Origin of the sequence: Robertkochia flava, from assembly GCF_020166515.1 — a bacterium.
GTDB classification, from domain to species: Bacteria; Bacteroidota; Bacteroidia; order Flavobacteriales; family Flavobacteriaceae; genus Robertkochia; species Robertkochia flava.
The window spans coordinates 392877-408557 of sequence record NZ_JAINZT010000007.1 but is presented as its reverse complement, the minus strand read 5'-3'; the positions used below and the strand labels follow the sequence as shown (position 1 = coordinate 408557).

Here is a 15681-nt window from a genome sequence, read left to right as displayed (position 1 = left end):
AACATTACAGGGAATATGAAAATAGCGATCATAGGAGCAGGAAATCTCGGAGCATCCATCGCCCGGGGCATCATCAGGGAAAACCTTGCGGATGAATTGGTACTCACCAAAAAAAAGCCAGGTCACCTGAAGGAATTTGAAGCCATGAAAGGGGTGGCATGCGCTACCTCGAACAAATCGGCTGCAGAAAATGCCCAGGTCATTCTTATAGCTGTGCAGCCCGGACAACTAAATGAAGTCCTGAAAGAGCTGTCAACAGTTGTAAACAAAAAACAACTGGTGATCTCAACAGTTACAGGATATCCTATAGGTCGTATTGAAGATTATCTCGGCAAGGAACAACCCATCATGCGGGCCATGCCAAATACAGCTATAGCAGTGGGCAAATCGATGACCACCCTCTGTGGCAACGAACATGCCCAGGCGCTTCAAGAAAAAGCCATTGCTATTTTTAATTGCCTCGGCCATACCCTGACGATATCTGAAGATAAAATGCAGGCCGCTACCGTAATTTGCGCCAGTGGGATTGCCTTTTGGATGCGTCTCATCAGAGCCACCACCCAGGGAGCCATACAATTAGGATTTGATGCCGGAGAGGCACATGAAATGGCCGTGCAGACCTGTTTTGGTGCAGCGAGCCTGCTCATCGATTCAGGGAACCACCCGGAGGCAGAGATCGATAAGGTAACCACCCCTATGGGTTGCACCATTGAAGGCCTGAACGAAATGGAGTTTCGAGGCATGAGCGCCTCCCTGATAAAAGGAATGAAAGCCTCCTTTGATAAGATCAATGAGATCGCTAAACCTAAATAAATAAGCAAATCATGAAATTATTTGATGTCTATCCGCTCTACGATATTACTCCCGTTAAAGGAACAGGAGCCTACATATATGACCAAAACGATAAGGAATATCTTGATTTTTACGGAGGTCACGCAGTAATCTCCATAGGACACTCCCATCCTCACTACACCGGGAGGATCACCGATCAACTCGGGAAGATAGGATTTTATTCGAACGCGATCCAAAATCCGCTGCAGCAGGACCTGGCACAAAAGCTCGGAGCCATTTCAGGCTGCGATCCTTACCAGTTATTCCTGTGCAACTCAGGGGCAGAGGCCAATGAAAATGCGCTGAAAATGGCCTCTTTCGAGACCGGAAAGAAAAGGGTGATCGCCTTTGAAAAAGCCTTCCATGGAAGAACCTCCGCCGCCGTGGCGGCAACAGATAATGCCTCCATACAAGCGCCGCTTAATTCCGGTCATTTTGTCACCCATCTGCCATCAGAAGACCTGCAGGCCCTGGAACAGGAACTTGCCAAGGGCGATGTTTGTGCAGTGATCATTGAGCCTATTCAGGGGGTTGGAGGATTACAGACTGCATCAGAAGTATTTCTTCAGGGCATTCAGCGATTGTGCAAAACCTACGGGGTCATGTTCATCGCCGATGAAATACAGTGCGGGTACGGAAGAAGCGGTAAGTTCTTTGCCTTTCAGCATGCCGGGGTTACCCCGGATATCATTACCATGGCGAAAGGAATGGGGAACGGTTTCCCTATTGCCGGGGTTTTGCTGCATGAAGATATTCAACCAAAACACGGCCAATTGGGAACTACCTTTGGAGGTAACCACCTGGCCTGTGCTGCAGGACTGGCCGTTCTCGAGGTTCTTGAACAGGAAAAACTTATGGAACATGTTAATACCATTTCTCCTTACCTCAGAAAAGTACTCCATGAAATACCCGGGGTTAATGCAGTAAAGGGTATGGGACTAATGACCGGGATCGAGGTGAAGGTACCAGCTGCCATCCTCAGGAAAAAACTGCTTTTCGAAAAACAGATCTTTACCGGAGGGGCTGCTAATAAACACATGATACGTCTGCTTCCCCCACTTAACATAGAAAAACAACATATTGACCTATTGGCCAAGGCCCTGGAAGAAGTTTTACAGGAGACCGGAGAAGAAAGCCTGGTAAATTAAGCATACATGATGACCACAAAACCACATATGACCGCATTTACAGACCTGGAAGACATCAAAGATCTCAGGTCCCTTCTTGAAAGTGCAAAAACGCTTAAAACAAATCCCTATGCCTTTCGCCATACCGGGGCCAACAAAACCCTGATCATGCTGTTCTTTAACAGCAGCCTCAGAACACGACTCAGCACTCAAAAGGCCGCCCGAAACCTGGGCATGGATGTCATGGTGGTGAACCTGAACCAGGATGGCTGGAAACTGGAATTTGAGGATGGCACTGTTATGAATGCCGATAAGGCCGAACATGTAAAGGAGGCTGCAGCTGTGATGTCGCAGTATGCCGACCTGATCGCGATCCGGGCATTTGCCGATCTGGAATCCCGGGCTGACGATTATGCAGAGTTGCTCTTAAACAGTTTTGCGACCCATGCCTCGGTACCGGTGATCAACATGGAAAGTGCCACAGCCCACCCCCTTCAGGCCCTGGCAGACGCCATGACCATAGAAGAACACAAAACGCTTCAGAAACCAAAGGTGGTCCTCACCTGGGCTCCTCATCCGAGAGCATTGCCACAGGCAGTACCCAATTCGTTTGTAAAAATGATGAAGCTCATGGAGGTGGACCTGACCATTACCCACCCCGAAGGATATGCCCTTTCCGGGGAGATCACTAATGGAGTACGCCTGGAATACGACCAGAAAAAAGCCCTGGAAGGAGCCGATTTTGTCTACGCAAAAAACTGGAGCTCCTATGAAACCTACGGGCAGGTGCTTAACACCGATAAGGAATGGATGGTAACCCTGGATAAAATAGGAACTGCTTCCTTTATGCATTGCCTGCCGGTGAGACGAAATGTAGTGGTTGAAGATGCCGTACTCGACAGTAAGCAAAGCCTTGTGATCGAACAGGCCAATAACAGGACCTGGGCAGCCCAGGCAGTTTTGAAAACACTTTTAGAAGCCTAAAACTCTTAAAAAGACGCGCATGAAAGATCTGAATATTATCAAAATAGGCGGAAATGTGATTGAGGATGAGCAGGTATTGGCTTCCTTCCTAAAAGCACTTTCCACCATGCCCGGAGACAAGATCCTGGTACACGGCGGAGGAAAGCTAGCCAGTGAAACCGCACAAAAATTGGGGATACCGGTTAAGATGCACCAGGGAAGACGGATTACCTGTGAAGACACCCTGAAGGTAATTACCATGGTCTATGCCGGATATGTCAATAAGAACATCACGGCCAGCCTCCAGGCGTGGGGGTGTAATGCCATTGGCATAAGTGGAGCTGACCTGAATATTATCACAGCGGTGAAACGTACCGTAAAAGAGATCGATTACGGATATGCCGGGGATGTTTCCCAGGTAAACACCCAGCAATTAAATTTGCTTCTTCAGGCCGGGATCACCCCGGTGTGTTGTGCGGTAACCCATGACGGGAAAGGACAACTGCTAAACACCAATGCTGACACCATAGCTGCCTCCCTGGCAACAGCCCTTTCAGAACATTGGAACACCCGCCTGTTCTATTGCTTTGAAAAGAATGGGGTGCTCATGGATGTAAATGCCGAAGATTCAGTGATCCCGGAGATCAATCCCGGTTATTTTGAAGAACTCAGACAAAAAGGGGTTATTGCCGACGGGATGCTGCCTAAACTTCACAACGCCTTCTCTGCCCTTGAAAATGGGGTGAGCGAAGTATTTATAGGCTCCCATCAGATGATCCAAAACACCACAGCTGCCAATACCAAAATTTGCTTATCATGACATTGGAAGAACTCAAGGAAGAAGCCATATCACTCTTAAAAGAACTCATTGCCACCCCGTCCTTCTCAAAAGAAGAGGAGCACACTGCCGCCCTCCTGGAGCAGTGGTTCAAAAGGCATGGTATACCTTTTGAAAGGGAAAACAACAATCTCTGGGCCTTTAATAAAAATGTGAACCCCGATGCTCCGCTTTTGCTGCTCAATTCTCACCATGATACCGTAAAACCCAATGTAGGTTATACCAGGGATCCCTTTACCCCCTCTATAGAAGGCGGGAAACTTTACGGACTGGGAAGCAATGATGCCGGAGGATGCCTGGTAGCCCTGCTGGCCGTCTTCACCTGGCTCTATGAAATGCCGGGACTCAAGTACAATGTGGTCATGGTGGCTTCCGCAGAAGAGGAGAACAGCGGGCCTAACGGATTGAACTCCGTGTTAAAGCACCTGCCCACCCCGGAAGTGGCCATCGTGGGGGAACCTACCAAAATGGACCTGGCCATTGCCGAAAAAGGACTCGTGGTTTTTGATGCCTGTATTGAGGGAACCCCGGGCCACGCCGCCCACCCGAATTCCGACAACCCCATATACAAGTGTATAGAAGTGCTGGAGTGGTTTAAGAATTTCAGCTTTGAAAAAACCTCTCCCCTGCTGGGCGATGTAAAGATGACCGTAACCCAGGTCAATGCCGGTACCCAGCATAATGTGGTGCCTGCCAAAGTAGACCTTGTGGTAGACGTACGGGTGAACGAGCATTACAGCAACCAGGATATCTATAACCTGCTTAAAGCAGAGGCCCCATGCAGGATCACCCCGCGCTCCCTAAGACTGGGCTCCTCTTCCATCCCTGCAGACCACCCCCTGGTGTTGTCCGGACTTGATATGGGACGAAAGACCTATGGGTCACCCACCCTGTCCGACCAGGCCGTACTGAGCTGCCCTTCCCTGAAGATGGGCCCCGGAGATTCGACCCGGTCCCATTCGGCAGACGAATTCATCTATGTGGATGAGATCTTGGAAGGCATCGATATCTATGCCCGGCTGCTGGAAAAAGTAGTGATGGAATAGATTGGAAATTGTGAATTGTGAATTGTGAATTGTGAATTGTGAATTGTTAGTTGTTAGTTGTTAGTTGTTAGTTGTTAGTTGTTAGTTTTTAGTTGTGAATTTAGATAAATGTATAAAAGGATATTTTTCAAATTCCACTATTATATAAATGTAACCCGTAACCCCTGGCTACCTGCATGTACGACAGGATTTCCTCCCGGCAGGAATAGCAGGCGTAACCCGTAACCTTAAAAGAAATGAAACTCTGGGACAAAGGATTTAAAACAGACGAAAAAATAGACATCTTCACCGTTGGAGCCGACAGGGAACTGGATCTGCTTCTGGCGAAATACGACGTGATCGCCTCCAGGGCACATGCACAAATGCTGGCCTCTACAGGCCTGATCACGCTAAAGGAAGGAACATTACTGACTGGTGAGCTCGATCGTATCGAAAAGGAGATCGATGCCGGTAATTTCACCATAGAAGACCAGTTTGAAGACATGCATTCCAAGATCGAATACCTCCTTATCGAAGAGTTGGGAGATACAGGAAAAAAAATCCACACCGCCCGATCCCGAAATGACCAGGTCCTGGTGGCCATGCAACTATATCTCAGGGAAGAGATCAACAGCATGAAAGCCCTTACCCTCGACCTGTTCGATATTTTGTTAAACCTGGCAAAAACTTACCAGGATGTGCTGATGCCCGGTTACACCCACTTGCAGGTAGCCATGCCGTCATCATTCGCCCTTTGGCTCGGTGCCTACGCAGAAAGCCTTGCAGACGACATGCTGATGTTGAACACAGCCCACAGGATCTGTGATCAGAATCCGCTGGGAAGTGCCGCAGGTTATGGGAGCTCTTTCCCGATAGACCGGGAATTCACCACTGAAGCGCTGGGATTCGCCACCATGAAATACAATGTTGTCGCCGCCCAGATGGGGCGCGGAAAGGTTGAAAAACACACGGCCTATGCCATGGCCGGATTGGCTGGTACCCTCGGAAAACTGGCTATGGATATCTGCCTGTATCTCAGCCAGAATTTTGACTTCATCAGTTTTCCAAAGGAATTCACTACGGGAAGCAGTATCATGCCCCATAAAAAGAACCCCGATGTATTCGAACTGATCCGGGGTAAATGCAACAAATTACAGGCATTGCCTAACACCCTAGCCATGCTGACCACCAACCTGCCCAGTGGTTACCACCGTGATCTCCAACTGTGCAAGGAGCTTATTGTACCCGCCATTCAGGAAATGAAAAGCTGCCTGGAAATGACCGCTTTCAGCATTAAGGAAATGAAAGTAAACACAAACATCCTGGAAGAAGAAAAGTACCAATACCTTTTTAGCGTGGACACCCTAAACCAGATGGTACTCGATGGTATTCCTTTCAGGGAAGCCTACAGGCAAATGGGCGAAAGTATAGATAAAGGAACGTATACCCCTCACAGGGATATTCACCATACTCATACCGGAAGCATTGGGAAACCTGCGCTGCAGGAGATCCGGAATAAAATGAAACGCTTCAGCGAGTAACATCCCGACATCTTGTCAGATGCTCCTTTGTCATTTCGACAGCAACTTTAAATATTAGTGCAGGATCTTCCTCTTCATATTCCAGGGGAAGATCCTTTTTTTATAATCCGTCAGAAGATTATTTTCTAAGATTTTACCACTAATTCCTCCTATTTATCTCCCCAAACAGCCATTTTCAATTTGTTAAAATTAAGTTAAAAAATAATATGTAAAATGGCGAAAGTCCTCCCCCGCTCCGTCATAAATATTCATTTCCGGACTTTTAAAAGTATCCGGATTATACCTCATGCCGGTATCATACTCAAACGTTGGAAATAAGCAGATTGGAATAAGTTATAAGAATTTCTTTACGATAACCACCAACGTCAAAACAGCCTTGACCCGTTTAAAATTTCATTTTTTAACAAAAAATATTTGGACCTTAATATTATGTAAAACCCCTGTAGAAACTTGGATTTGAGACATATAATATTATAATGGTAGCAGTTCGGAGTTTGCGCCTGTAAGAAAAGACGCTTGTAGCACATCATTTATTCTGCTACCTCTTTTCTTTAAAAAAGACCCGGTTCGAAAGCAATTTCAGAAACAAGGTCTTTGGCACGAATGATGAACCATTAGGTACAAGAATTAATATTAACCTTAAAAACAAAACATGAAAGTAACTGTAATTGGATCGGGAAATTTAGGAAAATCTATAATCAGTGGACTCGCGAGCAGCGATCTGTTCGATCCAAAGAACATCATGGTGGCCGATGCTTCTCCTGAAAACCTGGAGATCATAAAAGAGCAGGCCGGAGTGAGTGTTACAGCAAACAACGTAGAAGCCATTAAAGATTCAAAATGGATCATCCTGTGTATTCAGCCGAGGATCCTGAAAGTGGTACTGGAAGAGATCAAGGGTCATCTTAAGGAGGATCAGGTGTTGATCTCCACCGTAACCGGGGTAACCACAGAGGAAATTAACGAATACGTTCCTAACAACAAGGTAATTCGCGCCATGCCGAATACCGCCGCAGTTAAGCAGCAATCCATGTCATTCATTTGCGCCGAGAACAATGATGATGAAGATGTGGAATTCGTTAGAAAGATGTTTGGAACCATTGGTAAAGCCATTATTATCGAACAGCGCCTGATGAAACCAGCAACGGTTCTGGGAGCATCCGGTACGGCCTTTTTCCTGAGATTCCTTCGGGCCCTCACCCAGGGTGGGGTTCAAATGGGTTTTCACCCACATGAGGCACAGGAGATTGTGGCACAGGTAGCCATTGGAGCAGCCTCCCTTATTGAGGACGGAACCCAGGCGGAGGTCGAGGTGGATAATGTAACCACGCCACAGGGGTGTACCATTGAAGGATTAAATGCCATGGAGCACAACGGACTGAGTTCGGCTGTTATCCAGGGAGTGATGGCGGCTTACGATAAGATCAGTAATATCAACGGGCAATAAGCCTTAAAGGTTGACTTTGCTGGTTACGACCTAAAAAACGATTTAAACAACAATTAATTATTCTAAAAAGGACCCGATCACGGAAAAAACAAAAAGGGTGTCCGTAGATCCGGTTCCTCCGATAAAACTTAACACCCTCAAGACCGGTACTGAAAACAACAGAAACACTACCGGCACAAAAGTGATGAATACAATACTTACGATCAAAGAGCGTAACAATGTTTTATTGAGTATGGCAACCCTGATCCGCCAGGAGAAAGACGCGATCCTCGATGCTAACAAGAAAGACCTGGATTCGTACAATGGGGAAGATCTCGCCATGGAAGACCGGTTAAAAGTTAACGATGCAAAGATCGAAGGGATGATCACTTCTTTGGAAGAGCTGGCTTCTCAGGAAGATCCGCTCGGAAAAGAACGATTTCATTTCTCCCATGACAATGGGATGGAAGTCTCTAACAAAACAGCACCTTTCGGTACGGTAATGATCATATATGAATCAAGACCTGATGTTACCGTCGAGGCTGCAGGAATTGCCTTTAAGTCAGGAAACAAGATCCTCCTTAAAGGAGGTAAGGAATCGCTCAATTCCAACCTGGTAATCGTTGACCTCTGGCACCGTGCCCTGAAGGAACACAACATTATCACAGACTGGGTAACCTACCTGAGGTTCAACCGCCAGGAAACCCAGGAATTCCTTGCCAATCCGACAGAAAAGATCGATCTGATCGTACCCCGTGGAGGAGAACGACTGATCGCCTTTGTCAAGGAACACGCCACCTGTCCCGTAGTTGTAAGCGGCCGGGGTAACAATTTTGTTTATGTTCACAAAGATGCCGATAAGGAATTGGCTAAAAAAGTGATCCTGAACGCAAAAACGGCGAAAATTTCAGCCTGTAATGCGCTGGATAAGGTCCTTATAGATAAGAACCTGGAAGGCAAAGAAGCCTTCCTTAAGGAACTTACAGGTTTACTAAGAGAAAGTGATGTGGAGATCCTGGCCGATGAAGCCCTTAAGGGACTCGACGGAACCGCTCCCCTGCAAAATGAAGACGTTTGGTACGAGGAGTTTCTCGACTATAAGATCGTACTCGGGGAAACCGAATCCCTTGAAAATGCGGTAGCGTGGATCAATAAATATTCCGGAGGCCACTCCAGTTCTATTATAACTAAAGACCAGCAGGCAGCAGATACCTTTATGGTAAATGTAGATGCCGCGGCTGTATACCACAACGCCTCTACCCGTTTCACCGATGGGGGGCAACTCGGACTTGGTGGCGAACTGGCCATCAGTACAGACAAGTTACACCAAAGAGGGCCAATCGGGCTGCAACACCTGGTGACCAATAAGTGGTACATTCACGGAGCCGGACAAACCCGTTAATATAAACCCTGATCCATTTCAACAATTTCAGGTAATCTAAATAAAAGGAAAAATCATCTCCCGGGATCGCCCGGGAGGTGTTCCTAAATCTTAATTGAACGCCTTGAAAAGCGTTCTAAAAACAAAAAAATGAGTACGTCAACAAAGAAAAAGAGAGTACTGTTAAAAATTGGGTCTAACACCCTGACAAAAGAATCCGATCAATTATCCCGCGGTAAAATAGAGGATATAGGAAGGCAGATCGCTGCCTTATCAGACGAGTATGAATTTATTATAGTAAGCTCCGGAGCCAAGGTTGTGGCCAAGCAATTCGTGCAACTGGAGAGCGACTATGCAGATATAAATGTTAAACAGGCGCTGACCTCCATCGGGCAGCCCCACCTGATTCGAATCTTCCAGGAAAGCTTCAGAGAGCTGGGACTGCTGGCTTCTCAGTGTTTATTGTCTTATGCCGACTTTGAGAAGAAGGTTTCCAGGGAAAACATTAAAAATGTGGTGGATATCCTGGTACAAAACGGCTATATCCCAATCATTAACGAAAATGACACCGTGGCTACCGATGAGATCCAGTTTGGAGATAACGACCGACTGGCAGCAATGACTGCAGCCCTGCTGGAAGTAGATCTGCTGGTGATCGCTACCAACACCAATGGTATTTACACCAAGGAATCGTTTGTAAACAAGTCCCCTGAAACCATTGAAGAGGTTGATAATTTCTCTGACTTGAAGAAAGAGGTCGTCGACGAAGATAAATCGACGCATGGTACCGGAGGGATGAGCTCTAAGGTTATGGCCCTGGAGATCGCCAATAAAGCGAATATTGAAACCTGGATCGTTAACGGTCTTGAAGACAATTTCATTCTCAATACCATTAACGAGAATACCGCGTTTACGAAAATATCATAACGCCATTAAAATTTTACACTAAAAAGCCACCCATATGAATTTGGGTGGCTTTTTTTATACAGTTCAATGGGCTGTTTCAATGGGTATTCACTACTGTTTTCTGCAGTATACCTTCAAAATAACCGATGGTTTTGGTCAGACCCTCCCGAAGTTGCACTTTTGGCTCCCAGCCACCAAGCCTGGCTTTAGCCAGAGAGATATCGGGCTGACGTTGTTTTGGATCATCTTTAGGCAGGGGCATATGCACCAGTTTGGAGGAGCTCCCCGTAAGATCAATAATGGTCTCGGCCAGTTCCAGCATGGTAAACTCATGAGGATTCCCGATGTTTACCGGACCGATAAAATCGTCGGGGGCGTTCATCATTCGAACCGTGCCTTCCACGAGGTCGTCCACATACTGAAAAGAACGGGTTTGCAGTCCGTCCCCGTAAATGGTAATCTCCTTTCCCTGCAGGGCCTGCACGATAAAATTCGATACCACCCGCCCGTCGTCAGGGTTCATATGCGGACCATAGGTATTGAAGATCCGGATAATGCGGATATTCACCTTGTTGGAATTGTGATAATCCATGAACAGGGTCTCGGCACACCGCTTACCCTCATCGTAACAGGAGCGAAGCCCAATCGGGTTCACATTACCCCAGTAGGATTCCGGTTGGGGATGTACGTTAGGATCTCCGTATACCTCAGAAGTACTGGCCTGAAGAATCTTAGCCTTAACCCGCTTGGCCAGCCCCAACATATTAATAGCCCCCATAACAGAGGTCTTTATGGTTTTAATTGGATTGTACTGGTAGTGCACGGGACTGGCCGGACAAGCCATATTATAGATCTCATCCACCTCGGCAAAATACGGGTGGGTAATATCGTGTCGAACCAGTTCGAAATAGGGATTATCCATCAGGTGGAGGATATTATCCTTACTGCCGGTGAAATAATTATCCAGGCAGATCACTTCATTCCCTTCCTTTAACAGCCGTTCACATAAGTGTGACCCTATGAACCCAGCCCCTCCGGTTACCAATATTCTTTTCATTTTCTTGAATTATATGAAATTAAATGTAGGAGATTTTACAAGCACCCACAATAAGAAAGGACAAAATAAAGGATTTTACGGATGAGGTAGACAAATACCGGCTGTTAACCGCAGTATTCGCATCCTGCTTCCTGAAGGAGGCTAAAGAACACCTTGAAATCAGGGCTCCGGAAATTGGATTTGCACACAAAGGGTTAAAATCGTAACATTACGGTCGTTTTAAATTTTTGAACCGACAAATCTCACCTTGAATTTCATGGAAGACACCAAGATCCATCAGAATAAAGAATTGAATATTTGGGAGGCCCTGTTCCCGGTTTTTGTTTTGGTTGCCATGCTGGCCTTTAACGTTTATGTTTATGGAGATGAAGCCCTGAGCGGGTCCAACCAGTTTATCCTGTTACTCGGTGGGGCGGTTGCCGCCATGGTGGGACTGAGAAACAAGGTAAGCATGGATGACATGCTTGAAGAAGTGGCGAAAAATGTGAAATCTACTTCCGGTGCCCTGCTCATCCTCTTATTTGTGGGGTCTTTAGCTGGAACCTGGCTTATAAGCGGAGTGATCCCTTCCATGATCTATTACGGGTTACAGATCCTGAATCCAACCTTTTTTCTTTCGGCCAGCGTGATCATCTGTGCGGTGATCTCGATTGCTACCGGATCCAGTTGGACCACCTCTGCTACTGTAGGTATCGCTTTGGTCGGTATTGGGGATGCCCTGGGCATTACTCCCGGAATGACCGCCGGAGCCGTGATCTCCGGAGCGTATTTCGGGGATAAGATGTCGCCCCTGAGCGACACCACCAACCTGGCCCCTGCCATGGCCGGAACCGACCTGTTTACCCATATTCGCTATATGGCACTGACTACCGTTCCTACGATAATCATTACCCTTGTTATATTCACCATTATCGGACTCAACCTGGAAACCACCTCTGCCCCGGATACCAGTAACCTCCTAAGCGCCATTGAAGAATCATTTTATATCAGCCCTGTGCTCTTCCTCGTACCGGCTGCGGTGATCTTTATGATCGTCAAAAAAACCTCTCCCCTGGTTGCCCTGCTTATCGGAACCCTGCTCGGTGCTGTTTTCGCTATTATTTTTCAGCCCGAAGTGGTGATGGGTATTACCGGTGCCACAGAACTCAATGTTATTTCTGCTTACCGGGGTGTTATGGACGCCATTACAGTAGAAACGGCGGTAGAGACCAGTAATGACAAGCTCAACGATCTTTTCTCCTCCGGGGGAATGTACGGGATGCTGGGTACCATCTGGCTCATTATCTGTGCCATGGTTTTTGGAGGTATCATGGACGCCATTGGCGCCCTGTCTCGAATAAGCGGAGCGCTTCTCAAAGCTTTCAATTCCGTATTCGGGTTGTTCGCCAGTACCGTTGCCAGTTGTCTCGCCATTAATGTTACCGCTTCAGATCAATACCTGGCCATTGTGGTGCCTGGAAAAATGTACGCCAAGGCGTATGCCGATAAAGGCCTCGCTCCGGAAAATCTCAGTCGTACCCTTGAAGATTCAGGAACGGTAACTTCTGTGCTGGTACCATGGAATACCTGTGGAGCTTACCAAAGCGGAGTTTTAGGGGTAGATACCACAGCTTATATAGGTTATGCTTTCTTCAATTACCTCAGTCCGTTCATGACACTCACCTATGCCGCACTTAACATCAAAATTAAGCGCCTCGCCGGAAAATAAATCTCCACTTTAATATTAACAGAATATTTGCCGGGTCCTTAAAAATGCCCGGCTTTATTTTTTAGATTCGCAATATTACACTCCGAATAAGGGGCCGATTTTCATCGCTTATTCTTCCATAGGAGAATACAATTCTGACTCCCGGGATTTTGCCGGATATAGTAGTATTTTTGCCACCGTTGTTTAACAAATCAAAAATTAAACTATATGACCCTAGTAGGTAAGAAATTCCCAAATGTAGCCGTGAATGCTATGAATGAAATGGGCGACACTTTCCAGATCAATGTCCTGGAAGAAGCCAAAAAGAACAACAAGAAAGTTTTGCTGTTCTGGTATCCAAAAGACTTCACTTTTGTTTGCCCGACTGAGCTTCACGCTTTTCAGGCTGCACTGGAAGAATTCGAAAAAAGAAATACCGTGGTAATCGGTGCTTCTTGTGATACTGCAGAGGTACACTTTGCCTGGTTAAACACCAAAAAAGACGACGGCGGAATCGAAGGAGTAACCTACCCGCTGCTTGCCGACAGTAACAGAAACCTTGCTAATATCCTAGGAATCCTTGACGCTCAGACCGAGACCTATAACGAGGAAACCGGAACTTATATGCTTGAAGGCGATAATGTAACCTATAGAGCAACCTACCTGATCGATGAGGAAGGAACCGTTTTCCACGAAGGAGTTAACCACATGCCTGTTGGAAGAAATGTGAATGAATTCCTGAGACTTATTGACGCTTACGCTCACGTACAGAAGAACGGAGAAGTATGTCCTGCCAACTGGGAAGAAGGAAAGCAGGCTATGACTGCCGACAGAACCGGGGTAGCAGAATACCTAAGCTTAAACTAAGAAGTTATGTTGCTGGAACTAGAAAAGGATAACCTGTCTGAACTTATCGAAGGGAACCAGAACGTGGTGGTGCAGTACTCTGCCGGATGGTGCGGAAACTGCCGTATCATGAAACCTAAGTTCAAGAAATTCTCCCGGGATCACGAAAACACCTTGTTTGTGATCGCTGATGCCGAGAAATATCCCGAATCCCGAAAACTGGCCAAGGTAGACAACCTGCCTACTTTTGCTGCTTTTAAAAACGGGAAGGTTACCAGCCAGGTTCAGACCAATAAGACCGAGGTCCTAAAATCGCTTATAGATGAAATTACCAGTAATTAAGCAACTTACGGGCTTCATCGCCGAAAACGATCAGGACTATGTACTGGAAGCCATAGAGACCCTCGAGGCCATCACGGAAGTACCTTCCCTGAAGGATGAGGAACTCGACGTTATCGGAGAGTTACTCTCCAATATGTACGGGGCGCTGGAGGTACATAAAATGATCCGCGAAGAAGGAATGGACCAGAAGAAGGCGGTTAACGCCTTCATGCAACGTGTTCTGGGCTCCATAGACAAGGAGTAACAGAACCCGTGAAAATGGGAAAAAATTGCTAACAAAAACCCTCCTTTTCAGGAGGGTTTTTTAGTTATTCGATGAAGCTGCGATACGGTGACACATCGTATTATTTACATTTTTATCTGCTGCGGATCGAACGTTTAAATTTATGCAGCATCTTTCTGATAATGGTTATATCCCCTTCTGTTAAACCTGAGGTATCCTCGCACTTTAAATTTCTTACCAGTATAAGTTGAGTTTCAAGCTCAGTCAAGGATCCATTCGCAATATCCAGTAATCTCAACAATTCTTTTCTCGGGGTACAACCTGCCCCTTCTGCAATATTGGAAGGTACAGAAAGAGCAGTCTTATGTAATTGCTGTTTCAAAACAAAACTGCTTCCCTTTGGAAGTCCCTCGGTTAAATGAAAAACCTTCCGGGACAATACCATACCCTTCTGCCTTACCTTTCTATCTTTATGTACCAGGCTTTATTAATTATAATAAATACGGGATATTTTCTATAATTATCTTTTATATTAAAACCGTATAACCGCATCACCCTATAACCGCTTAACTTTTTTTACCTTTAGGTAAAAATATCAATCCTATGGCAACAGTAACTTTAAAAGGAAATGAAATTCACACCTCCGGAAACCTCCCAAAAGTGGGAAGCGCTGCCCCGGATTTCACCTTAGTGGCATCAGATCTGTCTACCAGATCCCTGTCGGATTTCAAGGGAAATAAGGTCGTCCTGAATATTTTTCCCAGTATTGATACCGGCACATGTGCACAAAGCGTGCGCACCTTTAACGAAAAGGCTTCTTCTCTCGAGAATACAAAAGTACTTTGTATCTCCCGCGACACCCCTTTTGCGCAGGCCAGGTTTTGCGGAGCAGAAGGCCTGGATAATGTGATCAACCTGTCTGACATACGGGATGGAAACTTCGGAAGGACCTATGGACTCAGTTTTACAGACGGCCCCCTGGAAGGCCTGCACAGTCGTGCAGTAGTGGTAATTGATGAGAATGGTGTTGTGAAGCATGCACAACAGGTACCGGAAATCGTTGATGAACCAGATTACGAAGCAGCTTTGTCAGTGATCTAGGTCATGAATGACTTCGTTAGAAAACGCATTCGAAGTATAGGATATGCCTCTAAAGGGGCATATCTTTTACTTAAAAGCGAGCCGAGCATACAGGTTCAGGCCGGTATTGCCGTAATAATGACCATTCTGGGTTTTTTATTTGAGCTTAACACTACAGAATGGTGTCTTCAAATTTTAAGCATCACGACGGTAATGACCGCAGAAGGCCTGAACACAGCGGTAGAAAAAACCGCAGATTTCATCCACCCGGGAAAACACCGCAAAATCGGGTTTATTAAAGACATCGCAGCAGGGGCCGTTTTTATCACCGCTTTTGGAGCCGTATTGGTAGGTTTGTTGATTTACATTCCTAAAATATTTTAAAAACTGAAGTTCAAAACGTACGTT

General features: G+C 46.2%; 17 protein-coding genes. 15 read left to right on the top strand and 2 right to left on the bottom strand.

The window, feature by feature from the left end; translation table 11 throughout:
- The first annotated feature begins 15 nt into the window (after positions 1-15).
- The 9 genes from proC (K7R11_RS12975) to proB all read left to right on the top strand — a co-directional run bounded on the left by proC (K7R11_RS12975) (position 16) and on the right by proB (position 10059).
- The gene (gene proC, locus K7R11_RS12975; protein ID WP_224491164.1) at positions 16-813 is read left to right on the top strand and encodes a pyrroline-5-carboxylate reductase; all 798 of its coding nucleotides are present in this window, start codon (positions 16-18) and stop codon (positions 811-813) included.
- An 11-nt stretch (positions 814-824) separates the two neighbouring features.
- Positions 825-1979 (top strand): aspartate aminotransferase family protein, encoded by a 1155-nt coding sequence (locus tag K7R11_RS12970; protein WP_224491163.1) that lies wholly within the window; start codon positions 825-827, stop codon positions 1977-1979.
- Between the two features lie 27 nt (positions 1980-2006).
- Positions 2007-2942, top strand: a complete 936-nt coding sequence (locus K7R11_RS12965; protein WP_224491209.1) for an N-acetylornithine carbamoyltransferase — start codon at positions 2007-2009, stop codon at positions 2940-2942.
- A gap of 19 nt (positions 2943-2961) precedes the next feature.
- Complete coding sequence (gene argB, locus K7R11_RS12960) at positions 2962-3741, top strand: acetylglutamate kinase (protein ID WP_224491162.1); 780 nt, start codon at positions 2962-2964, stop codon at positions 3739-3741.
- A complete protein-coding gene (locus K7R11_RS12955; RefSeq protein WP_224491161.1) occupies positions 3738-4805 on the top strand; it encodes a M20 family metallo-hydrolase in 1068 nt (355 codons plus the stop codon). The genes argB and K7R11_RS12955 overlap by 4 nt, the downstream gene beginning before the upstream one ends.
- A gap of 236 nt (positions 4806-5041) precedes the next feature.
- Positions 5042-6325 (top strand): argininosuccinate lyase, encoded by a 1284-nt coding sequence (gene argH, locus K7R11_RS12950; RefSeq protein ID WP_224491160.1) that lies wholly within the window; start codon positions 5042-5044, stop codon positions 6323-6325.
- A 652-nt stretch (positions 6326-6977) separates the two neighbouring features.
- Positions 6978-7772, top strand: a complete 795-nt coding sequence (gene proC, locus K7R11_RS12945; protein WP_224491159.1) for a pyrroline-5-carboxylate reductase — start codon at positions 6978-6980, stop codon at positions 7770-7772.
- 184 nt (positions 7773-7956) lie between these two features.
- Complete coding sequence (locus K7R11_RS12940; protein WP_224491208.1) at positions 7957-9153, top strand: glutamate-5-semialdehyde dehydrogenase; 1197 nt, start codon at positions 7957-7959, stop codon at positions 9151-9153.
- Between the two features lie 129 nt (positions 9154-9282).
- Positions 9283-10059 (top strand): glutamate 5-kinase, encoded by a 777-nt coding sequence (gene proB, locus K7R11_RS12935; RefSeq protein ID WP_224491158.1) that lies wholly within the window; start codon positions 9283-9285, stop codon positions 10057-10059.
- A 76-nt stretch (positions 10060-10135) separates the two neighbouring features.
- Here proB and K7R11_RS12930 read toward each other — a convergent pair whose 3' ends face one another.
- Entirely contained in the window at positions 10136-11095 is a 960-nt protein-coding gene (locus tag K7R11_RS12930) for a UDP-glucuronic acid decarboxylase family protein (protein ID WP_224491157.1), read from the bottom strand.
- 256 nt (positions 11096-11351) lie between these two features.
- Between K7R11_RS12930 and nhaC the strand changes: the two genes are divergently transcribed.
- From nhaC to K7R11_RS12910, 4 genes are all read left to right on the top strand, one after another.
- Positions 11352-12803, top strand: a complete 1452-nt coding sequence (gene nhaC, locus K7R11_RS12925) for a Na+/H+ antiporter NhaC (protein ID WP_224491156.1) — start codon at positions 11352-11354, stop codon at positions 12801-12803.
- Between the two features lie 207 nt (positions 12804-13010).
- A complete protein-coding gene (locus K7R11_RS12920) occupies positions 13011-13649 on the top strand; it encodes a peroxiredoxin (RefSeq protein ID WP_224491155.1) in 639 nt (212 codons plus the stop codon).
- Between the two features lie 6 nt (positions 13650-13655).
- A complete protein-coding gene (locus K7R11_RS12915) occupies positions 13656-13970 on the top strand; it encodes a thioredoxin family protein (protein WP_224491154.1) in 315 nt (104 codons plus the stop codon).
- Positions 13951-14214, top strand: a complete 264-nt coding sequence (locus tag K7R11_RS12910) for a DUF6952 family protein (protein WP_224491153.1) — start codon at positions 13951-13953, stop codon at positions 14212-14214. The genes K7R11_RS12915 and K7R11_RS12910 overlap by 20 nt, the downstream gene beginning before the upstream one ends.
- Before the next feature lie 112 nt (positions 14215-14326).
- On the opposite strand, the gene K7R11_RS15135 is transcribed toward K7R11_RS12910, so the two are convergent.
- Positions 14327-14674, bottom strand: coding sequence for a four helix bundle protein (locus tag K7R11_RS15135; RefSeq protein ID WP_224491207.1), 348 nt, complete (start codon positions 14672-14674; stop codon positions 14327-14329).
- Between the two features lie 122 nt (positions 14675-14796).
- On the opposite strand from K7R11_RS15135, the gene tpx reads away from it, so the two are divergent.
- A complete protein-coding gene (tpx, locus tag K7R11_RS12900; RefSeq protein ID WP_224491152.1) occupies positions 14797-15294 on the top strand; it encodes a thiol peroxidase in 498 nt (165 codons plus the stop codon).
- Positions 15295-15297: 3 nt separating this feature from the next.
- Positions 15298-15657: a diacylglycerol kinase gene (locus K7R11_RS12895; RefSeq protein WP_224491151.1), complete on the top strand. Its 360-nt coding sequence runs from the start codon at positions 15298-15300 to the stop codon at positions 15655-15657.
- The last annotated feature ends 24 nt before the right edge of the window (positions 15658-15681 follow it).